Source organism: Pedococcus sp. P2_A3 (assembly GCF_056405035.1).
The window spans coordinates 103,007-127,136 of the sequence record NZ_JBFUCW010000005.1 but is presented as its reverse complement, the minus strand read 5'-3'; the positions used below and the strand labels follow the sequence as shown (position 1 = coordinate 127,136).

The 24,130-nt window shown below is 70.6% G+C and carries 31 protein-coding genes and 1 riboswitch; of the genes, 11 read left to right on the top strand and 20 right to left on the bottom strand.

Annotated elements, in window-relative coordinates; genetic code table 11:
• Positions 1-27: 27 nt before the first annotated feature.
• The 4 genes from AC1DX8_RS05960 to AC1DX8_RS05945 form a co-directional block, all read right to left on the bottom strand.
• Complete coding sequence (locus AC1DX8_RS05960) at positions 28-1,347, bottom strand: bifunctional o-acetylhomoserine/o-acetylserine sulfhydrylase (RefSeq protein ID WP_477628996.1); 1,320 nt, start codon at positions 1,345-1,347, stop codon at positions 28-30.
• Positions 1,348-1,499: 152 nt separating this feature from the next.
• Positions 1,500-1,613, bottom strand: a riboswitch (SAM riboswitch).
• Between the two features lie 47 nt (positions 1,614-1,660).
• Positions 1,661-2,410, bottom strand: a complete 750-nt coding sequence (locus AC1DX8_RS05955) for a hypothetical protein (RefSeq protein ID WP_477628995.1) — start codon at positions 2,408-2,410, stop codon at positions 1,661-1,663.
• Between the two features lie 81 nt (positions 2,411-2,491).
• Positions 2,492-2,905, bottom strand: coding sequence for a hypothetical protein (locus tag AC1DX8_RS05950; protein WP_477628994.1), 414 nt, complete (start codon positions 2,903-2,905; stop codon positions 2,492-2,494).
• Positions 2,906-2,945: 40 nt separating this feature from the next.
• On the bottom strand, positions 2,946-3,239 hold the full coding sequence (locus AC1DX8_RS05945; RefSeq protein WP_477628993.1) for a hypothetical protein: 294 nt from the start codon (positions 3,237-3,239) through the stop codon (positions 2,946-2,948).
• A gap of 111 nt (positions 3,240-3,350) precedes the next feature.
• Here AC1DX8_RS05945 and AC1DX8_RS05940 point away from each other — a divergent pair, with 111 nt between their 5' ends.
• Positions 3,351-3,788 (top strand): nitroreductase family deazaflavin-dependent oxidoreductase, encoded by a 438-nt coding sequence (locus AC1DX8_RS05940; protein WP_477628992.1) that lies wholly within the window; start codon positions 3,351-3,353, stop codon positions 3,786-3,788.
• Here the strand turns inward: AC1DX8_RS05940 and AC1DX8_RS05935 are convergent.
• The 5 genes from AC1DX8_RS05935 to AC1DX8_RS05915 all read right to left on the bottom strand — a co-directional run bounded on the left by AC1DX8_RS05935 (position 3,785) and on the right by AC1DX8_RS05915 (position 9,440).
• Entirely contained in the window at positions 3,785-4,243 is a 459-nt protein-coding gene (locus AC1DX8_RS05935; protein ID WP_477628991.1) for a hypothetical protein, read from the bottom strand. The genes AC1DX8_RS05940 and AC1DX8_RS05935 overlap by 4 nt on opposite strands.
• Positions 4,236-4,601: a hypothetical protein gene (locus tag AC1DX8_RS05930; RefSeq protein ID WP_477628990.1), complete on the bottom strand. Its 366-nt coding sequence runs from the start codon at positions 4,599-4,601 to the stop codon at positions 4,236-4,238. Before AC1DX8_RS05930 ends, AC1DX8_RS05935 begins: the two co-directional genes overlap by 8 nt.
• Before the next feature lie 78 nt (positions 4,602-4,679).
• Positions 4,680-5,078 (bottom strand): hypothetical protein, encoded by a 399-nt coding sequence (locus AC1DX8_RS05925; protein ID WP_477628989.1) that lies wholly within the window; start codon positions 5,076-5,078, stop codon positions 4,680-4,682.
• A gap of 351 nt (positions 5,079-5,429) precedes the next feature.
• Positions 5,430-6,980 carry an RNA polymerase sigma factor gene (locus AC1DX8_RS05920; RefSeq protein WP_477628988.1) on the bottom strand — a complete coding sequence of 517 codons (1,551 nt, stop codon included), beginning with the start codon at positions 6,978-6,980 and terminating at the stop codon, positions 5,430-5,432.
• Between the two features lie 222 nt (positions 6,981-7,202).
• Positions 7,203-9,440, bottom strand: a complete 2,238-nt coding sequence (locus AC1DX8_RS05915) for an MMPL family transporter (RefSeq protein WP_477628987.1) — start codon at positions 9,438-9,440, stop codon at positions 7,203-7,205.
• 168 nt (positions 9,441-9,608) lie between these two features.
• Between AC1DX8_RS05915 and AC1DX8_RS05910 the strand changes: the two genes are divergently transcribed.
• Entirely contained in the window at positions 9,609-10,424 is an 816-nt protein-coding gene (locus AC1DX8_RS05910) for a TetR/AcrR family transcriptional regulator (protein WP_477628986.1), read from the top strand.
• 33 nt (positions 10,425-10,457) lie between these two features.
• On the opposite strand, the gene AC1DX8_RS05905 is transcribed toward AC1DX8_RS05910, so the two are convergent.
• The 3 genes from AC1DX8_RS05905 to AC1DX8_RS05895 form a co-directional block, all read right to left on the bottom strand.
• A complete protein-coding gene (locus tag AC1DX8_RS05905) occupies positions 10,458-10,661 on the bottom strand; it encodes a DUF4177 domain-containing protein (RefSeq protein WP_477628985.1) in 204 nt (67 codons plus the stop codon).
• Positions 10,662-10,722: 61 nt separating this feature from the next.
• Positions 10,723-11,151: a hypothetical protein gene (locus tag AC1DX8_RS05900; protein ID WP_477628984.1), complete on the bottom strand. Its 429-nt coding sequence runs from the start codon at positions 11,149-11,151 to the stop codon at positions 10,723-10,725.
• A gap of 38 nt (positions 11,152-11,189) precedes the next feature.
• Positions 11,190-12,110, bottom strand: a complete 921-nt coding sequence (locus tag AC1DX8_RS05895) for a GNAT family N-acetyltransferase (RefSeq protein WP_477628983.1) — start codon at positions 12,108-12,110, stop codon at positions 11,190-11,192.
• Between the two features lie 80 nt (positions 12,111-12,190).
• Here AC1DX8_RS05895 and AC1DX8_RS05890 point away from each other — a divergent pair, with 80 nt between their 5' ends.
• Together AC1DX8_RS05890 and AC1DX8_RS05885 are read left to right on the top strand one after the other, a co-directional pair.
• Complete coding sequence (locus AC1DX8_RS05890) at positions 12,191-12,490, top strand: hypothetical protein (protein WP_477628982.1); 300 nt, start codon at positions 12,191-12,193, stop codon at positions 12,488-12,490.
• 153 nt (positions 12,491-12,643) lie between these two features.
• The gene (locus AC1DX8_RS05885) at positions 12,644-12,874 is read left to right on the top strand and encodes a hypothetical protein (protein WP_477628981.1); all 231 of its coding nucleotides are present in this window, start codon (positions 12,644-12,646) and stop codon (positions 12,872-12,874) included.
• A gap of 48 nt (positions 12,875-12,922) precedes the next feature.
• Here the strand turns inward: AC1DX8_RS05885 and AC1DX8_RS05880 are convergent, their stop codons facing one another.
• The 3 genes from AC1DX8_RS05880 to AC1DX8_RS05870 form a co-directional block, all read right to left on the bottom strand.
• Positions 12,923-13,492 (bottom strand): DUF6318 family protein, encoded by a 570-nt coding sequence (locus tag AC1DX8_RS05880; protein ID WP_477628980.1) that lies wholly within the window; start codon positions 13,490-13,492, stop codon positions 12,923-12,925.
• A gap of 61 nt (positions 13,493-13,553) precedes the next feature.
• Positions 13,554-14,021, bottom strand: coding sequence for a hypothetical protein (locus tag AC1DX8_RS05875; protein ID WP_477628979.1), 468 nt, complete (start codon positions 14,019-14,021; stop codon positions 13,554-13,556).
• Between the two features lie 410 nt (positions 14,022-14,431).
• Positions 14,432-14,836 carry a DUF6318 family protein gene (locus tag AC1DX8_RS05870; RefSeq protein WP_477629057.1) on the bottom strand — a complete coding sequence of 135 codons (405 nt, stop codon included), beginning with the start codon at positions 14,834-14,836 and terminating at the stop codon, positions 14,432-14,434.
• Between AC1DX8_RS05870 and AC1DX8_RS05865 the strand changes: the two genes are divergently transcribed.
• From AC1DX8_RS05865 to AC1DX8_RS05855, 3 genes are all read left to right on the top strand, one after another.
• Positions 14,775-15,095, top strand: a complete 321-nt coding sequence (locus AC1DX8_RS05865) for a hypothetical protein (protein ID WP_477629060.1) — start codon at positions 14,775-14,777, stop codon at positions 15,093-15,095. The two genes, AC1DX8_RS05870 and AC1DX8_RS05865, sit on opposite strands and share 62 nt — an antisense overlap.
• 68 nt (positions 15,096-15,163) lie before the next feature.
• Positions 15,164-15,496 carry a TfoX/Sxy family protein gene (locus AC1DX8_RS05860; protein WP_477628978.1) on the top strand — a complete coding sequence of 111 codons (333 nt, stop codon included), beginning with the start codon at positions 15,164-15,166 and terminating at the stop codon, positions 15,494-15,496.
• 118 nt (positions 15,497-15,614) lie between these two features.
• Complete coding sequence (locus AC1DX8_RS05855) at positions 15,615-16,682, top strand: hypothetical protein (protein ID WP_477628977.1); 1,068 nt, start codon at positions 15,615-15,617, stop codon at positions 16,680-16,682.
• Between the two features lie 42 nt (positions 16,683-16,724).
• On the opposite strand, the gene AC1DX8_RS05850 is transcribed toward AC1DX8_RS05855, so the two are convergent.
• The 3 genes from AC1DX8_RS05850 to AC1DX8_RS05840 all read right to left on the bottom strand — a co-directional run bounded on the left by AC1DX8_RS05850 (position 16,725) and on the right by AC1DX8_RS05840 (position 18,613).
• On the bottom strand, positions 16,725-17,003 hold the full coding sequence (locus AC1DX8_RS05850; RefSeq protein ID WP_477628976.1) for a hypothetical protein: 279 nt from the start codon (positions 17,001-17,003) through the stop codon (positions 16,725-16,727).
• 108 nt (positions 17,004-17,111) lie between these two features.
• Complete coding sequence (locus tag AC1DX8_RS05845; protein WP_477628975.1) at positions 17,112-17,549, bottom strand: SRPBCC family protein; 438 nt, start codon at positions 17,547-17,549, stop codon at positions 17,112-17,114.
• Between the two features lie 188 nt (positions 17,550-17,737).
• Positions 17,738-18,613 (bottom strand): LysR substrate-binding domain-containing protein, encoded by an 876-nt coding sequence (locus AC1DX8_RS05840; RefSeq protein WP_477629056.1) that lies wholly within the window; start codon positions 18,611-18,613, stop codon positions 17,738-17,740.
• A gap of 178 nt (positions 18,614-18,791) precedes the next feature.
• Between AC1DX8_RS05840 and AC1DX8_RS05835 the strand changes: the two genes are divergently transcribed.
• Positions 18,792-20,144 carry an MFS transporter gene (locus AC1DX8_RS05835; protein WP_477628974.1) on the top strand — a complete coding sequence of 451 codons (1,353 nt, stop codon included), beginning with the start codon at positions 18,792-18,794 and terminating at the stop codon, positions 20,142-20,144.
• 340 nt (positions 20,145-20,484) lie between these two features.
• On the opposite strand, the gene AC1DX8_RS05830 is transcribed toward AC1DX8_RS05835, so the two are convergent.
• Positions 20,485-20,907 carry an Hsp20/alpha crystallin family protein gene (locus AC1DX8_RS05830; RefSeq protein ID WP_477628973.1) on the bottom strand — a complete coding sequence of 141 codons (423 nt, stop codon included), beginning with the start codon at positions 20,905-20,907 and terminating at the stop codon, positions 20,485-20,487.
• Positions 20,908-21,069: 162 nt separating this feature from the next.
• Here AC1DX8_RS05830 and AC1DX8_RS05825 point away from each other — a divergent pair, with 162 nt between their 5' ends.
• From AC1DX8_RS05825 to sigJ, 3 genes are all read left to right on the top strand, one after another.
• A complete protein-coding gene (locus tag AC1DX8_RS05825; protein ID WP_477628972.1) occupies positions 21,070-21,417 on the top strand; it encodes a MerR family transcriptional regulator in 348 nt (115 codons plus the stop codon).
• A 90-nt stretch (positions 21,418-21,507) separates the two neighbouring features.
• Positions 21,508-22,461: an NAD-dependent epimerase/dehydratase family protein gene (locus tag AC1DX8_RS05820; protein WP_477628971.1), complete on the top strand. Its 954-nt coding sequence runs from the start codon at positions 21,508-21,510 to the stop codon at positions 22,459-22,461.
• A complete protein-coding gene (gene sigJ, locus AC1DX8_RS05815; protein WP_477628970.1) occupies positions 22,458-23,447 on the top strand; it encodes an RNA polymerase sigma factor SigJ in 990 nt (329 codons plus the stop codon). The genes AC1DX8_RS05820 and sigJ overlap by 4 nt, the downstream gene beginning before the upstream one ends.
• On the opposite strand, the gene AC1DX8_RS05810 is transcribed toward sigJ, so the two are convergent.
• Positions 23,396-23,896 (bottom strand): excalibur calcium-binding domain-containing protein, encoded by a 501-nt coding sequence (locus AC1DX8_RS05810; RefSeq protein WP_477628969.1) that lies wholly within the window; start codon positions 23,894-23,896, stop codon positions 23,396-23,398. The genes sigJ and AC1DX8_RS05810 overlap by 52 nt on opposite strands.
• Positions 23,897-24,130: the final 234 nt, after the last annotated feature.

The following is a 24,130-nucleotide window of genomic DNA, read 5'->3' as shown; positions in this document are numbered from 1 at the left end:
GAGCGGGGCGTCTGCCCCGCCCCTGGGTTACGCGCCCTTGGCCGCGATGAAGCCCTGCTCGAGGTCGGCGATGATGTCGTCGATGTGCTCGATCCCCACGGCGAGCCGCACCAGCCCGGGGGTCACCCCGGCCTTGAGCCGGTCACCGTCCGGGCCCTGGGAGTGGGTCGTGGACGCCGGGTGGATCGCCAGCGAGCGGACGTCGCCGATGTTGGCCACGTGGCTGTGCAGGACGAGCGACTCGACGAACCGGCGACCCGCCTCGACCCCGCCAGCGATCTCGAAGGCGAGCACGGCACCCGCACCGCGCGGGGTGTACTTCTTCGCCTTCTCGTAGGACTCGTGGTCAGGCAGCGAGGCCCAGACGACCTGCTCCACCTGCTCGTGCGCCTGGAGGTAGGCGGCCACCTTGTGGGTGTTCTCGAGGTGGCGCTCGATGCGCAGGCTCAGGGTCTCGATCCCCTGCGCGATGAGGAACGCATTGAACGGCGAGATGGCCGGTCCGAGGTCGCGCAGGAGTTGCACGCGGGCCTTGAGGATGAAGGCCAGGTTGGCGCCCAGGGGGCTGCCGACGCCGAGGTCACGCGCGAAGACGAGGCCGTGGTAGCTCTCCTCCGGGGTGTTGTAGTTGGGGAACTTCTCCGGGTCGGCGCCGAAGTCGAACGTGCCGCCGTCGACGATCACGCCCGCGATCGAGGTGCCGTGCCCGCCGAGGTACTTCGTCGCGGAGTGCAGCACGATGTCGGCGCCCCACTCCAGCGGCCGGATGAGGAACGGGGTGGCGATCGTGTTGTCCACGACCAACGGGACCCCCGCCTCGTGGGCGGCGGCCGCCACGGCCTCGATGTCGAGGACCTCCGACTTGGGGTTGGCGATCGTCTCGCCGAAGAACAGCTTCGTGTTGGGCTGGACCGCTGCCTTCCACGAGGCGATGTCGTTGGGGTCCTCGACGAAGGTCACCTCGATGCCGAACTTGGGCAGCGTGTGCTTGAGCAGGTTGAACGTCCCACCGTAGAGGCTGGGACTGGCGACGACGTGGTCGCCCGCCTCCGCGATGTTGAGGATCGCGAGCGTCTCGGCCGCCTGGCCCGAGGCGACCAGGAGTGCCCCGACCCCGCCCTCGAGGGAGGCCACGCGCTGTTCGACGGCGTCCTGCGTCGGGTTCATGATGCGGGTGTAGATGTTGCCGAACTCCTTGAGCGCGAACAGGTTCGCCGCGTGCTCGGTGTCCTTGAAGACGTAGGAGGTGGTCTGGTAGATCGGCAGGGCGCGGGCGCCTGTGGCGGCGTCCGGCTCCTGTCCGACGTGGACCTGGCGGGTCTCGAACGACCAGTTGGTGGAGCTCATCTCGGTTTCCTTCACTCTCGTGGCCGCAATGCGGCATCGGGGCCCGTATGCCGGTGGGTCCCGATCGAGGGAGGCTGATCGAGGGGCTGGTGCCACCTCGCGGAGGTGACACCGGCGACACCGCCGGAGACGGTGCGGGACACGTGGTGGGTCTCCCGCGCTTGCGGGCGGCTGGGCGCCGTCCGCCAGGTCTTCACCCGGGGCACCCCACCGCGGAGGAGGGTTGCCGGCCAGCGAGCCGGGGCTTGTCGCTGACACTCATGACCTGTGCCGAGGGTACGCCGCAGCCTTGGCCGCCCGGCATACCCATCTCTCATTGCGGACGGCGTGGACCCCCGAGGTCGTCGCCCGCCTTGGCCCGCTCGTCACGCAGTCGGGTGGCCTCGCCGCGCTGGCGGTCGAGCTGCACGTCGCGGGCCTGCCCCGCCCCGTCGAGACCGCTCGACGCGGCCTCTGCCCCGAACCCGGTCAGCAGCATGGTGCGCGAGCGAGCCGGGTCACGAGTCGCCAGGGCGAGGTCGTCGAGCCACTTGACGCGCGCCGCGTAGCGGAGGCGTTCGGCCAGCTGTTCCCTGACCCAGTGCGCGGTGGCCGCCGGCGAGCCGGGTGGACGGGTCGGCAGGTAGGGCCGCGGAGTGCGCCTGACCTCGGTGCGGCCGACCTGACGGAGCTCCTCGAGGCTTGCGAGTCGCAGCCGCTCGCCGACGCCGTAGCGCAGCAGCCGTCGCTCCGTGCGGGTGGTCGCCGCCCGTGCTGCGGGGTTGGTCGCGAGCGCGCCACGCTTCAGCACCTTGGAGGCACGGCCGGCGCCCATCGCGGCAGCGGCCAGGCCGATCGCCGTCCAGTCACCGTCGCCGTAGCCCACCTTGACGGTCGTGTCGGCCAGCACCGCCGTGAGCCCGGCCGCCGTGGCGACCGACTGGACCGCCTTGGTCTGGGGCAGTGGGACCAGTGCGATCGTGCCCGCCACCTCCTCGAGCCCACCCGCAGCACGGCTGAGCCCGGTGAGGGCGTCGTAGGTGCGCGAGTCGGCGAGGCCGTCCTCGACGAGCCCGTGGAGCACCGCGGCGCACCGGCGGTCGGCTTCGTGGAACTGTTGCCAGGCCTCGAGGTGGCGGCGCTCGGCGTCCTGCGCCCGCTCCAGCTAAGGGACCTCGCGGCAGTGGTAGGCGGCGGCCGCAGCTCGCTGGGCGGGGTCGGCGGACTGCTCGGCTTCGGTGCGGGCGGTGCCCAGGGCCACGGCCCGCGGGTAGGCGATGCCGTGCTCGGCCACCGCTCCCGCCACCACGCGCTGGGCGTGCTCGAGGGCGGCGGCGAGGGGGCGCAGGGCGGCGGCTGACACCGCGTGGCGCCGACCCACCGCGACGAGCAGCGCGGCAGCCGCCTGGGACCGCGCGGCGAACGCCCGACCCGACGCGCTCTCCCAGGTGGCGTCCGGACCGGCCAGCCCACGCAGCACCTCGGCGAGGGTGAGCAGCCGCTCGCCCTGGGCCTGCAGCCGGTCGGCGAGGGCGCGCACCGTGCCCGGGTCGCCGGGCAGCGGGCGCAACACCGTCATCATGGGCCTCCGGGGCGGGCGGGGGGTGGGCGCAGCTGCGTCATCCGCCCGCGCCCGGGGCGAGCCAGTTGACGACCTCGCGGTCCACGTCGGCGTAGAGCCGCCCCGCGCGGGCCAGTCGGCGGGCGAGGTCGTCGAGCTCGCGACCGAGCAGCTGGCGCTGGTGCTCGAAGTCGCCGAGCACCGCCGCCAGCGCGCGGGCGCTGTCACCCGGACCCAGCGCCCACGCCTGCCCTGAGGTGGTGGTCGCCTGCCACTGCACGTCGCCCGCGACCTCGGAGAGCAGGCCCGCCAGGGCGAGGACTGCGGCGGGGTCCACCTCGATGCTGGTCATGGCACGAGGCTAGGCAGGTGCCGCCGGGGCGCGATCGAGTTGTCCACAGGTACGGGGCGCGCCCGGTGGGGCGGTCGACGGACCAGCGGTCGGGCATGTTGTGATGGGTGCATGACCATCACCGGCGAGTACGCAGCAAGCCCGACCCAGTGGGTCCGCACCCAGGTGGAGAAGATCGAGGAGGCCGGTTCGACCCGCGCCGTCGACATCCAGGGCCGCCCCGTGGTGCTGCTCACCATGCGCGGCATCTCCGGCAAGGTGCGCAAGGTGCCGCTGATGAGGGTCGAGCACGACGGCGTGTATGCCGCGGTGGCCAGCAAGGGCGGCGCGCCCGAGCACCCCAAGTGGTACGGCAACATCCGCAAGAACCCGGTCCTCGACCTGCAGGACGACGACCGCACCTGGACCGTGCGCGCTCGTGAGCTCGAGGGTGCCGAGCGCGACGAGTGGTGGCCCCGGTGCGTGGCGGCCTTCCCGCCCTACGCCGACTACCAGGTCAAGACCGACCGGCTCATCCCGGTGTTCGTCCTCGAGCCCGTCGAGGACTAGGCGTTCGGCGACGCCGCGTCGTCCCCGCTGCCGGTGAGCTCGGCCGGCCGGGCGGTGCGCCGGAGCCACAGCAGCCCGAGCACCGGCAGCACGAGGGGCACGAACCCGTACCCCTCGCCGAAGTGCGACCACACGGTCTTGTCGGGGAAGGCGTCCTTCGCGAGGTAGGACGCCAGACCCACGACCAGGACCCCCACGAGCTCGACGCTGATCGCGACCAGCGCGACCCGACGCGAGGTGCGGTCGCCGCGCGCCAGCGCCACGGTCGCCACGATGTAGATGACCGCCGCGAGCGCCGACAGCACGTACGCGAGGGGCGCCCGCGAGAAGTACTCACTGATCTGGAGCACCGAGCGACCCGTGGCCGCGAGCGCCAGCAGGCCGTAGACGGCGACCAGCACCGCCCCAGGGCCGGAGCGTGTGGACCGGGGTGCCCGGGGCTGGGTCTCAGCCACCGAGGTTCCAGATCTGCTGCAGCCGGGCGGTCATCACCGCGACGGCGAACGCCCCGACGGCCACCACCCCCATGGACCAGCGCGTCTTCTCCTTGAGTGCGAAGAACACCGCCGCCGGGGGCACGAAGGGCAGCGTGATCGCGTATGCCGCGAACGTCGCGTGCTCGGCGCTGTCACCGGGGACCCTGCCCAGGTGCGCGAGGGCCACCACGAGCTGGACGAGGAGGCCCAGCTCGACCACGGCTGCCACGAGGAGCAGGCGGTCGTCGACCGGGCGTCGGCGCGCGGCATACCAGGCAGCGACGCCCAGGAGGGCGACCGAGGCCACGAGCAGCGCGACGGTCAACGGGTAGAGCACGGCGGGAAGCCTACGCGAGGGGCGGCCGCGCGCCCGCGCGGGCACCTCGCCGACGGTGCGCCCGACCGGTGTGGCGGCTCAGGCGGAGGTCGTCGCGGAGGTCGCCGGCGCCAGCAGCAGGTAGGCCTGGGCGCCCAACAGGACGACGATCGCGACCCACTTGCCGGGCGGCAGCTCGACGCCGTAGCGGAGCCGATCCAGCACGACGAGACCGACCTGCAGCATCACGATCCACCCCATGGTGACCAGGGCGAGCTCGGCGTACTGCAGCGACGAGGCGTACACCCAGAACAGCACCCCGAACGCGACCAGCCCGAGCAGCATCGGCACCGGCGACCGGTGTTCTGCCCACTCCTTGGCTGCGACGGCCCCGATGAGGTCGAGGGCGGCCAGGGCCACCATCGCCACGGTGGCGACCACGGCCCCCGGCCAGCCCTCGGGCGCTCTCAGCATCGGCACCAGGTCGAAGCTGCTCATGGTGCTACCCCACGTATCCCCCTGCACCCCCGGACGACCCGTGTAGCCATCCTGCTCGCAAGTGTGGGCCCTCAGTGCAGGGCGGCGCATCAGTGTTTCTGCCTACCGCCCGGCGCACGCAAACCGCCCGGCGCACGCAAACCGCCCGGCGCGCGCACGCAAACCGCCCGGCGCGCACGCAAACCCGTCGGCCTCACGCCGCCGCGCGGCGGGGCCGGGCGCTGCCTGCTTCTTGCCCGCTGCTTCTTGCCCGCTGCTTCTTGCCCGCTGCTTCTTGCCCGCTGCTTCTTGCCCGCTACTTCTTGCCCGCTACTTCTTGCCCGCTACTTCTTGCCCGCTACTTCTTGCCCGCTACTTCTTGCCCGGGCTGGTCGGGGGACGTCGGGTGGGCTGCGTGGCGTCGGGAGCTGACGGCGACGTCCCGGTCGCCTGGGCCGTCTTGGTCTGGGCGGCCGGCGCTGACTTCGTGGGCGCGGGGTTCGTGGCGGTGGACTTCGACGTGGACTTGCCCTGGCCCGGGCGGCTCGTGGCTCCGCGGGTGGCCCCGGGCGGCGTGGGCGGCTTGCCCGTGCCGTGCGTGGCGCCGGTCCCGGTGCCCCTGCCCTTGGGCGGCGTCGCTGGTGAGGTGCCGCCCACGGAGGCAGTCGGCGCACCGTTCGCGGGCTTGCCGGCCAGCACGGTGGCGCAGTAGGACTGGACCTTCTCGGGTCCGCCCGCTGCCGTCGAGAGGTTCCGGAACGCGACCGAGTGCTCGCGCGAGGTGCCCATGGCCTTGTCGGTCGCCCACGCACGGCACTGACCGGCGGCCGCGGCGTTCGCGGTCGGCCCGACGGCGGCCGTGGGAGGCGTCGTGGGTGCGCGCGAGGTCGACCCTGCATCGCGGGCGCCGGGCGCCGGTGCGCCGACCGCATCGTGCATGGCCTGCTGCATGGGGGCCGGCAGCACGCCGACATAGGCAGCTGCCCCGATACCACCCAGGGACACGACGGACACCGACAGTGCGGTGAGCGCCAGTGCCGCGGTGCGCGATCGGCCGGCGATCTTGGTCCCCCGGGTCCCGGACGTGGTCCGGCCGTTGACGACCGTGAGCACCCTGACGACCTTCGGCGACGAGTCGTCGGCGCCCGAGGGGTCGCGACGTGACGCCTTCGGTGCGTTGGTCTTTGACGGGCTCCCCGCCAGGGTGAGGGACGCCTTCCGGCCGGTCGAGCGGGCTCCGCCACCGCTCACGGCGATGATCTTGGCCTTCTCGCCGCCGGCGCGCGCGACCACCTTGCGGAACGCACCGATGGCGACGTTCTCGTCCGCGAGCTCGGCGCGGGACGGCGGCGCGGCCAGCGACCAGGACACCAGCTCGGCCTCGGTGTCGAGCCGTTCGAGGGCCCGCACCTCGGCGCGCTCGACGAACTCCTCCTCGACGCCGACGACACTTGCCACCGCGCTGGCCGGCAGCTGGGCGCCGAGCCTCAGCACCACGACCTCTCCCTGTCCGAGCGGCAGTGCACGCAGGGCGGTGAGGGTGTCGGTGATGCCGCGGAAGGTGGGATCGGCCACCGCCTCGGGCTCCAGGACGTCGTCGAGGGCGATGTCGTCGTCGCCGTCGACCAGGACCAGGCCGCCGGTTGCCGAGCCCCAGGCACGACGCATGGTGCTCTCCTCAGCGCGCTGGCGGGCGCAGGCCAACACCCAGACGCGCCACTCGGTCTCGTCGCCGGTGAAGCCCGGGAGCCCGCGAACGATCGTGACCCAGCCTTCGCAGGCCTCGTCGTAGGGGTCGTCGTGGCCGACCACCCTCAGGTAGCGGACCACCGCCGGGTTGGCATCACGCCACAGCCGGACGAAGGCAGCTTCCTCGCCGGCTTGGGCGGCGCGCATGGTTCGCGCGAAGTCGGATCCCAGCACGTTCCCAGTATCGAGGGCGACGGCACCCAACTCCCTCATACTTTCGGCCCGACTCGCCGCTCCGTCAGATGCTGGATCTGGGGCTCCACCACGCAGCCGCATCTGGGTTTCCACCACGCAGCCGCATCTGGGGTTCAACCACGCAGCCGCGCGGCCGACGAAGACGTCGGTCGCGCGGCTGGTGGTGATCGCAGGTGGTCCCTGCTGGTGTCCGCCGCGTTGTCAGGGTGCCGGTGCCAGCTCGGGCGCCGGGACCGGGAGGACGGGGGACGGCCTCGGAGCCGAGTGTTCCCGGTGTCCGTAGCGGTCCCACCAGCGGGCGAGCGGACCGGGGGCGTACCAGTTGGCGCGGCCGAGCAGGCGCATCGTCGCCGGGACGAGGAGGGCCCGCACCACGGTCGCGTCGAGCAGGACGGCGACGAGCATGCCGACCCCGATCATCTTGATGAAGATGATCCCGCTGGTGGCGAACCCGCCGATCACGACGGCGAGCAGCAGGGCCGCGCTCGTGATGATCCGACCCGACCGCTGCACGCCTGCCGCGACGGCCCGGGTGTTGTCGCCGGTGCGGTCCCACTCCTCGCGCACGCGACTCAGCAGGAACACCTCATAGTCCATCGACAGCCCGAACAGGATCGCCAACATCAGGATGGGCTGCGTCACGTCGAGGTAGCCGGGCGAGGTGAAGCCGAGCAGGCCGGACAGGTGCCCCTCCTGGAAGATCCAGGTGACGACCCCGAACGACGCCGCAATCGACACCGCGTTCATCACGATCGCCTTGAGCGGCAACACGATCGACCCGAAGGCGACGAAGAGCAGCACGAGCATGACCAGTGCCACGGTCAGGGCCATCCACGGCAGCCGGTCGCCGATGGAGGCGATCAGGTCGACGGCGTCAGCTGTCGGCCCACCCACCAACGCGGTGCTCCCGGCCGGGGGCTGGACAGCCCGGATGCCGACGACGACGTCCTGGCTGGCCGAGGTCTGCGAGTTCCCCTTCCAGGTGGCCTGCACGAGGGTGAGCTGGGCGCCGTCGACCGCCTTGCTGGCCACGGCCTGCACCTGCGTGACGCCGTCGACGGCCTGCAGCCGGGTGACGTAGGCGGCGGTGGCCGCCTGGTCCGCGCCACGCAGCATGATCGACGCGGTGGAGGTCTCTCCGCCGAAGAGCTCCGCCTGCAGCTCGGCCGCCTGTCGGCTCGGCGAGCTCACTGGCAGGACGCGCTCGTCCACGCTTCCCCACTTCGCCGTCAGGAAGGGGCTGCCCAGGGCGAGGAGGCCGAGGACGATGACCACGAGGTAGGCCACCGGCCGGCGCATGACGCTGTGCGCGACCCGCGCCCACGCGCCGTGGACCACCTCGTGGTCGGCCCCGTGCAGCTCGTCGGGCGTGCGCGCGTCGGCCAGCCGGGCGCGCGCTCCGCGACGCCACGGCATACGGCCGAACTCGAGGCGCGGACCGAGCACGCCCAGCAGCGCCGGCAGCACGGTCAGGGCGGCGACCATCGCCACGAGGACCGCCGCCATGCCGCCGTAACCCATGGAGCGCAGGAAGTTCTGCGGGAAGAGCAGCAGGGACGCGAGCGAGGCGGCGACGATCAGTCCCGAGAAGAGCACCGTGCGGCCGGCGGTGGTCATCGTGCGGACGACGGCCTCCCGGACGCTCGACCTGGAGTCGTCAGGCTGCCGGGCCAGCTCCTCACGGAACCTGCTCACCACGAACAGCGCGTAGTCGATCGCCAGCCCCATGCCGAGGAGGGTGATGACGTTGATCGAGAAGATGGACACGTCGGTGACGCCGGTGATGAGGCGCACGACGGCGAAGGCACCCATCACGGCGATGCCGCCGACCAAGGTGGGCATCAGGGCCGAGACGAGGCTGCCGAAGATGAGCAGGCTGAGCAGGAACACGATCGGCAGCGAGATGGACTCGGCGCGGGCGATGTCCTTGGACACCTGCTCGTTGACGTCACCGAAGACCGCCCAGCGACCGCCCACGCTCGTGCTGAGGCCGGGAGCGGACAGGTCGTCCTTGACGGCGTCCCAGTTGGCGCTCTTGGCGTCCTGGGTGGTGCCCGCGAGCGTGAGCACGACCCGCGTGGCGTGGCCATCGGTGCTGACCAGCCCCGGCGATGGCGTCGCATACCACGTCACCGTGCCCGCGACCTCGCTCGCTGGGAGGGCGCTGAGGGTGTCGGTCACCGCCCTCTGGAAGGCGGGGTCCTGCACCTTCAGGGTCGGGCTGGAGTAGACGACCACGAGGTCGGTCTCGCGACCGGGGAAGGTCGCCTGCTCGAGCGCGAGCTCCTTGGCCGAGTCGGTGGCCGGGTCGTCGAACCCACCGTTGGAGAGGCTGCCGAACACCCCGATGCCGTATGCCGCGGCGACGAGCACCACGGCTAGGGCACCGAGCAGGACGGCCCAGGACCGTCGAGCGACGAACTGACCCCACGTCTTCATGCGAACCACACCTTCATGAGAACCCCGTCCTTGCTACCCTGCATCACGAATGTTTACGTCAGTAACAGTGATGGGTGTAAACTAAGTTGTCAAGGGTTCAGCGAAGGGTTCGTGGTTAACTCTGCGTGACATCGATCCGAGGTACCAACGAGCGGGAGCAGACGGCGGATGACGGCGGTTCCGACGCGGCGAGAGCGTCAGCGGCAGGCGACGTACGACGAGATCGTCGACGTGTCGCGACGGCTGCTGCGCACCGGCGAGGACGTCTCCATCCGCGCGGTCGCCCAGGAGATGGGGCTCACTCCCCCGGCGCTCTACCGCTACGTCGACAGCCACGCCGAGCTGCTCACCCTCGTGGCGCGGTCGATCTTCGAGGACGTGGTCGCCGCGATGAGGGTGGCCCGCGACGACCAGGCGGCAGACGACCCGTCCGCGCAGGTCGTGGCGGCCTCGGCGGCGTTCCGCGCGTGGGCCCTGCGCAACCGCACCGAGTTCCAGATGGTCTTTGCCTCAGGCGCGTCGATGCAGTCGGAGGAGGCGGTCAGCCCCAAGAAGACCGCGGTGATCACGTCGCTCGCCGACTGCCTGCCCGAGGACTCGGGTGTGCACCTGTTCGCTGCGTTCTTCAGTGAGATCTTCGGTCGGCTCTGGGCGAAGTACCAGTTCTCGGTCCCGTCGGACGACGAGCTGGACCCGGAGCTGTTGGAGATCCTGCGCAGCGAGATCAAGCCCGACGAGGTGACCGAAGGACTGGGGTCACCCACCCCCGGGATGGTCTGGATGTTCGAACGCGCCTGGGCGCGGCTCTACGGCACCGTGACGCTCGAGGTGTTCGGGCACGTGCATCCCGGCATGATCGCCACCGGAGCCCTGTTCACCGCGACCATGCTCGACATCGGCGCCGACCTCAACATCAGCGACGAGTGGCCCCGCCTGCAGGTTGTCGCGCGCGCCGAGGCAGAACGCGTGCCCGCGTCAGGCTGAGACGCCGCGGCGGACCTGGCGACGGGGATCCACTCAGGCTGGGCGCTGACGCTCGAACGTCACGAGCACGCCCTCGGTGCCACCCGGGCCGATCCGGCCCTTCACCTCGACGGCCGTCACGGACTTCGCCTGCCAGCCCTTCTGGGCCCACTCGTTGAGGACCTTCTCGAGCTTGTCGGCCGACATCTTGCCGCCGATCAGCCCTTCGCGGACCTGGACCACCTTGTACTCGTACATGACGGCAGCCTAGGGCCCCGCTCCCCTGTCGGACCGGGTTTCGCATGCCGGCTCCCTGGGGTCAGCTGGCCTTGGTGAGCGGCGCGGGGAGGGCCTCGATGCCGTCGGGCGAGGCGAGGTGGAAGCCGAGCAGCCGCACCCCGTGTCGCTGGCACGCCTCGAGCGCCTCCTGGTGCCACTCCCGGTCGTTGTCGGTCGGCGTCACCCCACGACGTCGGCCCCGCCCGACCAGCACCGAGCCGTGGTCCTCACCGATCATCGGGAGCAGCAGGTCGAGGAGGGTGCGCAGGTCAGCGGCGGGGGCGTCCGGCGGAAGGTCGGAGAGCACGATCGGCTGCACCCCGCGATCGGACTCGTCGCACAGCATCAGGGCGAGCGCGCCGCCTCGGCGGGCGTCGAGGTCGAGGATCAGGTCGATGACGTCGCTCTGGATGACGTTGTCCGTCAACGGAATCGAGCGGGCGTCCGGCGGTAGGTCGTGGTAGCTCATGGTCCGATGCTGCCGCAAGCGAGGCCCTCGTCCGGAAGTTATCCCCAGCCCGGCTCGAGGACCCGTCGGAGGCGATAGACGCCGTGCGTCTTGACGTAGCCGAGCTGCTCGTTCACGTGGCGGATCCCCGCGTTGTGCTCCTCGTTCTCGGTCCCCAACCAGCCGATCCCCAACTCGGCGGCTCGGGCGTGCAGCTGCTCCTTCACGAGTCGCCCCAGCCCCCTGCCCCGGTATGCCGGGTCGACGCCCGTGTAGGCGACGCCGCCCTCGCCCGTCTCCTTGAGGACGATGGCCAACGCGAGCGCCGCCGGGCGCCCGTCCACCCGGGCGAGGCAGGCGACCGGGGTCTCGCCGGGGTCGGTCCAGTGCTGCATCTCTTGACGGGTCAACACGTGGATGTTCTCGGCCTCGGGGTTGGTCTGGCTGGCGGCCAGCATGGCGTCGAACGCCGCGGCGTCGTCACCGTCGAACTCGAGCCCATCGCAGTCCTCGAGGGTCACCCCGGGTGGGGGCTGAGGATTGGTGGCGCCCGCGAGATCGACGCGCGAGCTGATCGAGCGCTGCATCACCTCGAAGGCCCAGTGATTGGCCACCGCCAACGACTCGGGGTCGTCGTCGTGCACCTTCGTCCAGACCTCGGTGGTGGTGTCGGGAAGCGCAGCCAGGCAGCGAGCGAGGATGGCGGATCCGATGCCTCGACCGGACTCCTCCCGGGCGACGAAGATCTGCACGGTGCGCTGGTGCTCCGGCGCACCTACCCGGTGGGTGGCAGTGCCATAACCCACCAGCCTGTCGGAGTCGTACAGCATCGGCGCCGCATGGATCTCGACGTTGTCCTCGAAGATCGTCGAGACCCACCACTTCTCGTACTTGGGGGTTCGGCTGGTCGTGAGCTCCACGAGCGCCGGCACGTCCTCCTGGGTCGCGTCCCGCACCTCCAGCCCACCGGTCCCCGCCACGAACCCATCGTGAACCGGCCCGGGAGAGCGGGCAAGCCGAGACACGGAACTCGTCAGACGGGTCCGCTAGCGTGCTGAGCGTGACCCACGACGAGATCGACGAGTACGCCACGTCGCTGGCTGGGTGCAAGCGCAAGGGGCACCCGGGGCGCGTCGCGTGGTACGTCGACGACCGCCTCGTGGTGCGGCAGGACGAGCCCGGGACCGTGCTCGTGAGGGTGGGTTTCGAGGACCGTGAGAAGCTCCTCGACGACCACCCGGACACATTCGGGGTGCCACCTCGCTGGGAGAAGCACCTGAAGGTGCAAGCGGACCTCGACGGCGACGCGGACGCGATCCGCACGGCGATCCGCCTCGCGTGGGCGATGCAGAAAGGCTGAGCCGACCCGTCCTGCGCCCGGGGGCGGCTCGGCTCCTCCGTCGACGAACATCGCTCCGGGTCACCCTGTTCGGTCAGCTTCGCATCGGACGAACGGAGGGGGTGCTCGGCATTGCGAACGCGATCCGCAGGCGCCGCTCATAGCGTGCACGACGTGGACCTCCCCCTCGTCACCCCCGAGCTCACCCATGGCGCGAACCTCGCGACGTGTGTCTGCGGCACCACCCTTGCCCGCGGTGTGCACCGCACGTGCACCGGTGAGGCAGCGGCCCACCACAGTGTCCGAGTCGAGGAGAACGCCAACCAGCTCCTCAACCGCCTGCGCGCCGTCGTGCTCATGGGCACCCTCGACGGCGAGCTCAAGCCGCTGTCCGTCGGCCACTGATCCAGTTCTCTCTGCGCCCCGGCCCGGCACGCGGTTGAGGTTGGGCCTTCAACCGATGTCGTAGAGCAACCACCTGTCCCCCTGCCACATCGTCAAGGCCGTGAGGGTCAAGGGCTTTCTCGGGTCCGTGCTCACGACTTTGCCCGACCTGTCGACAATGTTGACGCGCTGCTGAATCGCGGTGACCTTGACATACCGACGCCCCTGCTTCGTGGGCTCGCCAACTGCCTCGACCTTGGTGTACAGACCCGGGGGTTGGGCATATCGGTGGTGTTTGGCGACGAGCTCGGCCGCCTCCTCCTCGAACGCCTTGCAGCTGAGGCATCCCGAATCTCCCAACGGGGCCACCAGTCCGGTCTCGGGCTTGGTCCAAGCCGTGTTCACCTGATCTAGGAAGAACCGCACGAAGGCCTCCGCGCCGGCGGCCGTGTGGGCCCTGGCCGCCGCTGGTATCTGTACGGCAGGACCGGTGACGGTGGCCGGCGGGGTGGTCCCACTGCTCGTGGTCCTGCTGACCGCGGTCCTGCTGACGGCGGTCGAGCTCGGGGTGGGTGGGCTGCCGCCTCCCCCGGTACAGCCCGACACCCCGACCACGCCGCACACGGCGAACACGCTCAATGCCCCTACGTACCAGCGCGTTTGGCTCACTCGTCGACTCCCTCGGTCAGGCTCGCTGTGCTCAATGCGCCACCAGGCGCGCGTGCGCGGTCTTGACGGTGAGCGTCTGCGCCGTGCCCCGGATGGTGACGTCGCCCGGGATGTCGATCCACTGGCCACCGTTGACGCGGAACTGGCCGGAGTACGTGACATCGGCCCGGACCGCGAAGTCTCCAGCTCGGAGGTAGGTCTTGGTGATGTCCCCGTCCGGAAAGGGACCGCCGAGAGAAGTCGTCGGGCCGCTCGTGGAGCCGTCGCCGTAGTCGTAGGTGATGCTCTTGACCGCAGGACGGATCTCGACCCGGAACCCCGCCATCCGCGCAGGATCGACCAGGTCGACCTCACCCGGCTGGAAGCCGCTCTCGGGCCAGCTGATCTGGAAGTAGGTCGGCAAGGTCACCAGGGTGACGTTGCCGCGAGGCTCGACCACGAGGACCGGCTTGGCGAAATCGGTGTCATGGAACGCCGCGAGCACCATCGCCATCGTCACCCGCGGGCGCGCCGGACCCGGCGCATCCTCGGGGAAACACGTTGACCCGTACTGAACCCAAGGCCCGGACGGCGCTCCTGCGGAATTCACCGTCCGCCGGAACAAGCGAACACTGGGCCCCAACCCCTGCTCGGGCGTGTTCCCCGCACAAGCCACTGCCGCGTCCTTGCACAGGTCGTCCGGGTTGGCCGAGTCAGGGCTGTTGCTGCCACAGTCCGCGACCGAGGCATATTCGAACTTAGGCGCAGCGCTTGCCGCCCTCGCAGCGGCGGCATCAGCCCGAATCTGCTGCAGCTCAAGGCGTTCCTTGAACGTGAGACGCGTTCCTCCCGGCAGTGTCGAACCATCCATTTCAGCCGACGCTGGCAACGCACCAACGAAGATGAAGGCCAGACAGAGGCCCAGGCTGACTACTGGCCGATGTCGTACAAACGCCACGACTCCCCCTCCCAGATCACGCCCGCGGTGCGAGCCAAAAACTTCTGCGGATCTGTCAGAACCACCTTTCCGCTTGCATCGACGACATCGACCTTGTGCTGGGTCATGAACAGACGCACGTACTGCTGTCCCTTCGGAGCACCTCCGAATGCCACGACGCGCGTGACGGTGACCGGGTCGCTCACGTAGTGCTGCCCGTCCCTTACCAATGCGGCTGCAGTCTTCTGAATTTCCTTGCAGGAGAGGCAGCCAGAGTCGCTCAACGGCGGAAGCAGCTCCGCATTCGGCTCTTTCCACGCCCTGTTGGCCTGGTCCATGAAGAACTTCACGAAGGCTTCGGCGCCGGCTTCGGTGTGGGCTCTTGCCGCCTCGGGGATCTCTACCGGGGTCGTGGTGGACGACGCGGTCGTGGTGGTGGACGCCCTTGGCGCAGACGTGGTCGTCCCACTGCTCGTGGTCCTGCTGGCGGCTGTGGAGCTCGACGCCGGCGGGCTGCCGCCTCCCCCGGTACAGCCCGACACCGCGACCAGGCCGCACACGCCGATCAGGCTGAGCGTCGCGGCATACCTGTGCTTGGAGCTCACTCGTGGACCCCTCCCCCGTCATTCAAACGCCCCTGAACGGACGCGAGTCTAGGCAAACTCGTGCATCCGCACTTTGTCCATCCACAGCCTTGGACGCCCAGGCAGCGACAGAATGACGCCATGGCGTATGACGAGCGCGTGGCGCAGCGGATTCGGGACCTCGTGGTGGGCGACCTCGACGTGACCGAGAAGCGGATGTTCGGCGGGCTCGCCTTCCTGGTGAACGGCAACATGTCGGTCGCCGCGAGCAGCAAGGGCGGACTGATGGTGCGCCTCGACGAGGACGAGGCCGAGGCGCTGCTCGAGCGTGACGGGGTCCGGCCGTTCGAGATGCGCGGGAAGGCGATGAAGGGCTGGCTCCGCGTCGACGAGGCCGCGTTCGAGAGCGACGACCAGCTGCGCGAGTGGGTCGAGCGCAGCGTGGAGTACGCACGCACCCTGCCGCACAAGTGAGGCGGTCGACGTAAGCCGTTCGGGCGAAAGTGCGCGGAACCGGCATACCGACCGCTGCTCATGACGCAGAATCCTCGGGTCGGGTGGGGCGGCAGCGAGGTCGAGGAGCTGGGGGCAGGTGCAGGTGGACGACGGGATCGTGGTGGTCTCGGTGCCGGACGGCTCGGTGTGCCGGTGCGGCGAGGTGATGGTCGCCGGAGAGCGCGCCGGGTTCGACCCGTCGCGCGACGAGGTCATCTGCCTGCACTGCCTCGCCGACCGACGAGCGGGTCGACCGCAGGTGCTCCACCGCCGCCCCGTGCGCCCACCGGCGCAGGCCGTCCCAGCGCCGAACCCGTGGTCGCCCGCGCAGACGGCCTACGCCCCGCAGCAGTTCGGCGCGCCAGGCACCGCCGGCCCGTCGAGCCCACCGGGCCGGTCGAGGACACCCGGCCGGTCGAGCACACCGGGCACCCTCACCACCCTGCTCATCGCCGCAGTCGTCGTGGCCCTGGTGGGCGGCGCTGTGGTGGTCCGTGCGGTGGGGCTGGCTCCCAGCCGTGCCAGCAAGGCGTTCGACGACCCGACCGCCTACGCCTTCATGAACACCAACTCCCGTGGCGAGCCCGTCACGTGGGACCCGTGCCTCACCATCCAGCTCGTCGTGAACAGCGCGTCAGCGCCCGAGGGGGCCGACGCCCTCCTGGCCGAGGCCGTCGACCGGGTCGACGCGGCGAGCGGTCTGCACCTGAACATCGCCGGCCCGACCACCCAGGCACCGCGGCCGGTCAAGAGCGCCCGCGACCTGGCCAACGGCCTGCCCGGCAGCGCCCGCGCACCCGTGCTCGTCGCCTGGACGACGCCGGAGGTGGTGCCGGGTCTCAAGGGCTCGGTCGTGGGCCTGGGCGGCCCCGTGCACCGCTTCGCGAACAGCCTCGACCAAGAACGGTACGTCGGCGGGTCGGTCTCGCTCGACGGGCCGCAGCTGGCGCAGATCCTGCGAGGGCCCCACGGCCACGAGCACGCGCGCGCCGTGGTGATGCACGAGCTGGGTCACCTCGTCGGCCTGGACCACGTCGCCAACCCGGCGCAGGTCATGGTGGCCGAGAACGGCGTGGCGACCGAGTTCGGGAAGGGTGACCTCGCGGGTCTGGCCAAGCTGGGCTCTGGCGGCTGCCCCTACGACCTCACGCCGGACTCGCCCTAGCCGCAACGCCGACGGCCGTGCTTGACCTGCGGAGCTCGTCGGTCAGGTCGGCTGGTGACGACGCGGACGCGCCCCGCCCTGGTTGGCGAGGAGTCGCCGACCGAACCGGACCACCGTCCAGCACCACCACCGGTCGATGTCGCGTGCAGCGAGGTCGGCCCGCCATTCCCAGTAACCACACAGCTGGACGAGCTCGGCCTCGTTGAGCGACATGCAGATGTCCACGAAGGACCCGTAGCGTCCGATCGTCGGGTCGACGAAGGGCGGTCCCTCGTAGATCACCCAGGTCGAGCCTGAATCGATCCTGTCTACCTCACCCATGGCCTGATCGTGCTCTCAACGGACGAGGCGCGCCTCCGTCGATCGATGGAGAACGCACTCGCGCCGATGCCCGGGTCGGGCACCTCACCATGACCCGTTCAGGCGGGCTCAGTTGCCCCGCAGGCCTCCCACAAAGCGGCCCAGCGCCTCGTCCCAGTGCGCCTTGTCGCCGCGCGGGTCACCGGCGATGCCACGGCCCTCGTGGTAGACCTCGACCCGCGTCGAGTCACCGTCGGGGTGCAGCTGGACGTCGAGCATGCTGAGCGGGCCGTCGTCGTGCGGGTGCCAGGTCACGCGCACCTGTTCGACCGGATGGATGCTGCGCACGACGCCGTACGAACCGTCCGACGCGCGCCAGGGTTCGCCCTTGTTGCCGATGCGGGCACCATCGCCGAGGAGGGCCTCGGTGCCGGCGGGACTGACCAGGTGCTGCCAGACCTGCGTGGGCGACGCCGCGACCGCGTGGCTGGCGTGCACCCCAGCCTCCAGGTCGTCGACGTTGTCGTCGACGTCGTCATCCGAGCGTGTGTCGACCTCACTGCTCATGTGCAGACCTCCGTCCGAGCTGGCCGCGCCCCGGGTGGGCGTGACCCACTCCGACAGTCGACCGCGTGCGGCGCTCCTCGGCAACCCCTCGCCGCCCACGAGTTTGAGGTATGCCGCGTGGTCGCGGGCGCCACGCGGCACACCACGCCTGGCGGCACACCTCGCCTGGCGGCATACCTCGCCTGGCGTCAGCCGGCCGTGACCGGGGTGAGGGGCGCGCCGCTCGCGAGGATGGCGGACGTCAGGGCCTTGGCGGGCTCAGCGGGTGCACTGCGGTTGGTGAGCAGGACGAGGTCGAGGTGCGGCAGCTTCGGGAGCCCGACGCTGGCCGGCAGCTCGACGAGGTCGCCGGGCATGAGGGTGCGCGCCATCACGGCGACCCCGAGCCCCGCGCGGACTGCCGCAAGGACGCCGTTGACCCCCCTGACCGTGCAGGTGATCCGGCTGCGCCGGCCGACCTTCTCGAGGGTCTGGACGCTGACCGCGCGGCTCAGGCTGGGCGCTTGGTAGACGACCAACGGGACTGGTTGCTCGGGGTCGATGCGGGTGGAGCCGATGCCGCACCAGACGAGCTGGTCGCGTCGGACGAGCTGGCCCCGGGTGGCGCGGGGCGCGTCGGCGCCTCGCTTGACGAACGCGACGTCGAGGTGGCCCGACTCGATGCGGCGCACCAGGGCGTCGTTCTGCAGGACGGCCAGCTCGAGGTCGATCCGCGGGTAGAGCTGGCGGAAGTCGCGCAGGATGCGCGGCAACGGTGTCAGCGCGAGGTCGTCGGTGACCCCGAACCGCAACCGCCCTTGCAGGTGGGAGCCGGTGAAGTAGCCGACCGCCCGCTCCTGCGCCGCGAGGATGTCACGGGCGAACGCCGCCATCGCCTCGCCGTCGGAGGTGAGGGCGACGCTGCGCGTGTCCCGGACGAACAACGGCCGGCCCACCGCGTCCTCGAGCCGGCGGACGTGCTGGCTGACGGTCGGCTGGCGCAGCCCGAGGGTCTCGCCGGCGCGGGTGAAGCTCAACGACTGGGCGACGGCGACGAAGGTCCGCAACAGCTCGGGGTCATACACGGCAGGCATTCCCTCCACGAGGCTGGTCATTGCGTTCCTGCATGACACTTATAGGACTGATTCTGGATGAGAATACTGCGCCACACCGCTGCACGGGCGACACTGGACATCGTCCACGCTGCTCGACTGCACCGCTCCAACTCCACCCGACCACGACGCTACCTTCCCGGGACGACCCTTGAGCTCCACCGACGCCGCCTCAGTCCGCATCTCCACACCGCTACTCCCCCAACACTTCTCGCGCACCTTCCCCTCCCTCGCCAACCGCAACTTCCGGTTGCTGCTCTCCGGTTTGCTGCTCTCCGGCACCGGCGGGTGGGTGCAGCGCATCGCCCAGGACTGGCTCGTCCTCACCATGACCGACAGCCCCACGGCGGTCGGTGTGGTCACGGCCTTCCAGTTCGCACCCACCCTGCTGTTCGGGCTGCACGCCGGGCTGCTGGCCGACCGGCTGCCGAAGCGTCACCTGCTCCTCGGCACCCAGGTCTCGATGATGCTGACGGCGACGGTCCTGGCCGTGCTGACCCTCAGTGGCCGGGTCGAGGTCTGGCACGTCTTCCTGTTGGCAGCCGTCCTGGGCACGGTCGCGGCGCTCGACAACCCGGTGCGCCAGTCGTTCGTGTCCGAGGTGGTCGAGGGCCCCCAGCTCGCGAATGCGATCAGCCTCGTCTCCTGCACCTTCCAGATCGGTGCGATGGCGGGCCCCGTCCTCGGCGGCCTGCTGATGAGCACGGTGGGCGCCGGGTGGGCCTTCGTCGTCAACGCGCTGTCGTTCGTGGGCCCCGTCGTGGCGATGCTGTGCATGCGCGGCACCCCCACCCGCGCGGAGGTCCGCGCCTCCCGCCTTGCCGCCGCCGCGCGGCTCGGCGCGAGTGGTCGAGCGCCGGGGGTCCGGGCCGGCCTCTCGTATGCCGTGCGCACGCCGAACGTCCTGTGGCCGGTGGTGATGGTGGGCGCCTTCGGGTTCTTCACGATCAGCCTGCCGGTGACGCTCGCGGCATACGCCAAGGACGTCTTCCATTCCGGCGCCTCAGGGCTCGGCCTGCTCAACGGCGTTGTGGCGCTCGGCGCCCTCGCAGGCGCGCTGACCACGGCTCGTCGCCGGCACCAGCCCCGGCTGCGCACGGTCGGGGTCGCCGGATCCGCGCTGGCAGCCGCGCTCCTGGTCACGGCAGCTGCACCGGGCCAGGAGGCGTTCACGCTGCTCCTGGTCGCGGTCGGCGCCGCCAACCTGGGGTTCCTCACCTCGGCACAGTCACTGGTCCAGCTCGCTGCCGTCGACCACCTGCGGGGGCGCGTCGTCGGGCTCTACCTGCTCGTCTTCATCGGCAGCGGGGCGGTGGGCGGCCCGGTGGTCGGGTGGCTGGCCGAGACGTACGGCGCCCGCACGGCGTTGCTCGCCTCCGGCGCGGTCCCGGCGGTCGTCACCCTCCTGGTGTGCCGACACCTCGCCCGGGCTGCCTCGTTGAGGCTCGGCCTCACGTCGATGTCGGTCAGGCTCCCCCGCCCGTCCCTGCTGCCGCGCCCCTAGCCCAGGAGCGCGACCAGCGGAGAGGCGGCGAGTGGCTGGACCAGTCCCCGCCGACCCGGCAGGCGCACGACGGAGCCCACCACACCGACAGCGCCTCCGGGGTACCCTCGTCCCGGAGCGGCGGGGTCGGCGGGGACAGCCTGTGTTGTCGGAACAGCCTGTGTCGACTTGGACGGCCTGTGTTGTCTGGACAGCCTGTGTTGTCGGAACAGCCTGTGTCGACTTGGACGGCCTGTGTTGTCTGGACAGCCTGTGTTGTCGGAACAGCCTGTGTCGACTTGGACGGCCTGTGCTGTCGGGACAGCCTGTGCTGTCGGGAAAAGCCCGCGGGGCCGCTTCGTCAGGCCGAGATCGCGTGCTGGCGCCGGTCGCCCGACCTGATCTCGATCTTCCGGGGCTTGGCGTGCTCGGCCACGGGAATGCTCAGCCTGAGCACGCCGTCCACGTAGGAAGCCTCGACGCGGTCGACGTCGAGGGTGTCGCCGAGGAACAGCTGGCGGCTGAAGACCCCGCGCTGGCGTTCGGTGGCGATCGTGTCGACGCCGTCGTCGAGCCGAGCGCGCTCGGCCTTGACGGTCAGCACGTTGCGCTCGACATCCAGGTCGATGGACCCCGGGTCGACCCCCGGGAGGTCGAACTCGACGACGAAGGTGTCGCCCTGTCGCCAGGCGTCCATGGGCATCACGGTGGGACGCGCCATCGTCCCGAAGACCTGCTGGGCSAGCTGGTCCAGCTCGCGGAACTGGTCAGTCCGCATCAGCATCACAACCACCTCCAAGGATGAGGGCCTATTTCCTTCCCTGACCTCGATCCCTACAATCTCAGCCATGGGCTATAGATTTTCTAGATCTCTCAACATCGGTTTGTCAAGTGCCGGGGCCAGCAAACCGTCCCGCACCCAGCTCACGACCCCCGAGGGGTGCTCGTGAGCGCCGCACCGGGCCGGTCCGACCGGCCGCTCTACTCCATCTCGGTCGCAGCCGAGCTCGTCGGCCTGCCCGCTCCGACACTGCGGTTGTACGAGGAGAAGGGACTCGTGACCCCCGAGCGGACGGAAGGAGGTACCCGCCGCTACAGCGACGCAGACCTGGCGCGGATCGCGCGGATCAGCGAGCTGGTCGACTCCGGCGTCACCCTCGCAGCAGTGGCCATGGTGCTCGACCTGCAGGACGACAACGCCGACCTGAGCAGCCAGAACCTCGGGCTCCGTCGTCGCAACAGCGCCCTCCAGAAGGACAACCTGCGGCTGCGACGACAGGACGACGCCCGCTGACTGTCACACCGCTGCGAGCTGCCTTGTCTGGGTGGGTAGAGGTGAACCGACCCCGGACCAGGCCGTGGTCGAAGGACGAGGGAGACAACGATGAAGGTGTTTGTCGCAGGAGCGACCGGAGCCATCGGCCAGCAGCTCGTGCCGCAGCTGGTGCGAGCGGGCCACGAAGTCACCGGGATGACCCGGAGCGCGTCGAAGCAGCAGCTGCTGCGCGCCCTCGGTGCCGAGCCGACTGTTGCTGATGCCCTCGACGCCGACCAGGTCGCCGAGGCCGTCGGACGGGCCCAGCCCGACGTGATCGTCCACCAGCTGACGTCCATCGGGCCGATGGACCTGCGTCACTTCGACCAGGCCTTCGCCATGACCAACCGGCTGCGACGCGAGGGCACCGACCACCTGCTGTCAGCCGGTCAGGCCGTCGGGGTGAAGCGGTTCGTCGCGCAGAGCTTCTTCGCGGCATACGAACGCGTCGGAGGTGCGGTGAAGACCGAGGAGGACTCGTTCGGCACGGGGGCGGCAAAGGAGATGCGGCAGACGGTCGCCGCTATCAAGCACGTCGAGGACGCTGTGCTCGCGGCCACGTGGACCGAGGGGATCGTTCTGCGCTATGGCGGTTTCTACGGCCCCGGCACGTCGCTCGGACCCGATGGTGAGCAGACGGCGGCGGTGCGGCAGCGCAAGTTCCCTGTCGTGGGCAACGGTGGCGGGGTCTGGTCGTTCATCCACATCGCCGACGCCGCGGCGGCGACCGTCGCCGCGATCGAGCGCGGTCACCGCGGCGTGTACAACGTGGTCGACGACGAACCCGCGAAGGTCGCCGACTGGCTGCCGGTGCTGGCGCGTAGCTTGGGGGTGAAGGAGCCGATGCACGTGCCGCGGTTCGTCGGACGGTTGCTGACCGGGGAGATCGGAGTGGCGATGATGACCGAGCTGCGTGGGGCGTCGAACGCCAAGGCCAGGCGCGAGCTCGACTGGCAGCTCGGACACCCCAGCTGGCGGCAGGGTTTCGCCGAGCTGTCCGCGCCGGAGCGAGTGCGGACGTGACCGACGGCCACCTGACTGACCGTGAGGAGCTGCTCGACGCGCTGAGGCCGACGTCRTTCGCCATCGCGTACCGGATGCTCGGCAGCGTGTCGGAGGCCGAGGACGTCGTGCAGGAGGCGCTGCTCCGGGTGCACCAGTCCCTCGATGCCGGGGAGGACATCGCGTCGCCCCGCGCGTTCGTCGCCACCATCACCACGAGGCTGGCGATCAACGAGCTGAAGTCAGCCCGCGCACGCCGCGAGCGCTACGTGGGTGAGTGGCTGCCCGAGCCGATCATCACCGATGGTTCGGGCGCACCGGACGACCCGGCACGGCACGCGGAGACCGCCGACTCGCTCTCACTCGCGATGCTCGTGCTGCTCGAGAGCCTCTCCCCGGAGCAGCGGGCCGTGCTGCTGCTGCACGACGTGTTCGGCTACGCCTACCCGGAGATCACCGAGATCGTCGGCAAGACGGAGGACAACGTGCGCCAGCTCGCCAGCCGGGCCCGCCAGCACGTCAAGGCACGCCGGCCGCGGTTCACCACGACGCGCGAGCAGCAGCGGGAGCTGGCCACGCGCTTCTTTGCCGCGGCTCACGACGGTGATCTCGCCGCGCTCGAGTCACTGCTCGCCCACGACGTCGAGCTCACGGGCGACGGCGGTGGCAAGGTGCCCGCCCTGGCTCGGTCGTTGCGTGGACGCAGCCGCGTCGCGCGCACCCTGGGCAACTGGTTGCGCGCCCTGTCGCGGTTCCCGCAGGTGTCGATGCGGCCGGTCGAGATCAACGGCGGGCCGGGTGCCATCTACGTCGACGACCGGGACCGCGTACTCGGCGTGTGGTCGCTCGACATCACCGACGGGGAGATCACCGGCATCCGCTCGATCGTCAACCCCGACAAGCTCGCCCACCTCGGTGAGGTCGGTGACGTGATTGCGATCATCCAGTCGGCCCGTCAGGACTCGCAGCCGACCCCGTCGCCGTCGCGGTCGAGCTTCTTGGAGTAGCCGGGGTCGCCCCGGTAGACCGGCGCAGCACCCGCGGCACGCGCGGCGGTGCAGTTCTCGTAGTACACGTCCTCCGGCACCGCCGCCGCCGCCGCAGCCTCCGCCTCTGCCTCTGCGGCCGCTGCTGCCGCCGCGGCGGCCGCCTTGGCCTTCGCTGCAGCCGCAGCCTTCGCCTTGGCTGCGGCAGCCGCCTTGGCCTTCGCAGCCGCGTCCGCGGCCGCTTTCGCCTTGGCATCTGCTGCGGCTTTGGCCTTGGCATCTGCCGCAGCCTTCGCTGCCGCAGCGGCTGCCGCCTTGGCAGCGTCGGCCGACGTCGTCGGGGAGGCCGACGACTTCGCGTCCACCAACGCAATGGGGCGGTTGTCGCCGTTCGAGGGGTCGCCCCCACAGGCGCCCAGCATGGAGATGCCGAGCGCGACGACGAGCGCCGTCACGATGCGTCGAGTCATGGTCCCTGTCCTCCGTCGGTTGGTCCGCCGGACGCTACCGGCGCCTGTGCCCCGTCGAAGCAAGACCGACAATTCGTGACCGAACGGACGAAGAGACCCCCTCCGTGGCGCGCCGGCGGGGGTCAACCGCTGGGGTCCCGGAGGCTCGCCCCGCCTCGGACGAGGAAGCTCACCTCGCGCGACAGGCGCCCAACTCAGCCCAGGTATGCCGGGTGGTCACCGCCCGGCATACCT

What these genes read in the sequence shown, in the direction of transcription:
- AC1DX8_RS05960 (WP_477628996.1), bottom strand. Translation starts at nt 1,347, where the DNA reads ATGAGCTCCACCAACTGGTCGTTCGAGACCCGCCAGGTCCACGTCGGA.
- AC1DX8_RS05950 (WP_477628994.1), bottom strand. Translation starts at nt 2,905, where the DNA reads ATGACGGTGTTGCGCCCGCTGCCCGGCGACCCGGGCACGGTGCGCGCC.
- AC1DX8_RS05945 (WP_477628993.1), bottom strand. Translation starts at nt 3,239, where the DNA reads ATGACCAGCATCGAGGTGGACCCCGCCGCAGTCCTCGCCCTGGCGGGC.
- AC1DX8_RS05940 (WP_477628992.1), top strand. Translation starts at nt 3,351, where the DNA reads ATGACCATCACCGGCGAGTACGCAGCAAGCCCGACCCAGTGGGTCCGC.
- AC1DX8_RS05925 (WP_477628989.1), bottom strand. Translation starts at nt 5,078, where the DNA reads ATGAGCAGCTTCGACCTGGTGCCGATGCTGAGAGCGCCCGAGGGCTGG.
- AC1DX8_RS05915 (WP_477628987.1), bottom strand. Translation starts at nt 9,440, where the DNA reads ATGAAGACGTGGGGTCAGTTCGTCGCTCGACGGTCCTGGGCCGTCCTG.
- AC1DX8_RS05910 (WP_477628986.1), top strand. Translation starts at nt 9,609, where the DNA reads ATGACGGCGGTTCCGACGCGGCGAGAGCGTCAGCGGCAGGCGACGTAC.
- AC1DX8_RS05905 (WP_477628985.1), bottom strand. Translation starts at nt 10,661, where the DNA reads ATGTACGAGTACAAGGTGGTCCAGGTCCGCGAAGGGCTGATCGGCGGC.
- AC1DX8_RS05900 (WP_477628984.1), bottom strand. Translation starts at nt 11,151, where the DNA reads ATGAGCTACCACGACCTACCGCCGGACGCCCGCTCGATTCCGTTGACG.
- AC1DX8_RS05865 (WP_477629060.1), top strand. Translation starts at nt 14,775, where the DNA reads ATGAAGAACTTCACGAAGGCTTCGGCGCCGGCTTCGGTGTGGGCTCTT.
- AC1DX8_RS05860 (WP_477628978.1), top strand. Translation starts at nt 15,164, where the DNA reads ATGGCGTATGACGAGCGCGTGGCGCAGCGGATTCGGGACCTCGTGGTG.
- AC1DX8_RS05850 (WP_477628976.1), bottom strand. Translation starts at nt 17,003, where the DNA reads ATGGGTGAGGTAGACAGGATCGATTCAGGCTCGACCTGGGTGATCTAC.
- AC1DX8_RS05845 (WP_477628975.1), bottom strand. Translation starts at nt 17,549, where the DNA reads ATGAGCAGTGAGGTCGACACACGCTCGGATGACGACGTCGACGACAAC.
- AC1DX8_RS05820 (WP_477628971.1), top strand. Translation starts at nt 21,508, where the DNA reads ATGAAGGTGTTTGTCGCAGGAGCGACCGGAGCCATCGGCCAGCAGCTC.
- AC1DX8_RS05810 (WP_477628969.1), bottom strand. Translation starts at nt 23,896, where the DNA reads ATGACTCGACGCATCGTGACGGCGCTCGTCGTCGCGCTCGGCATCTCC.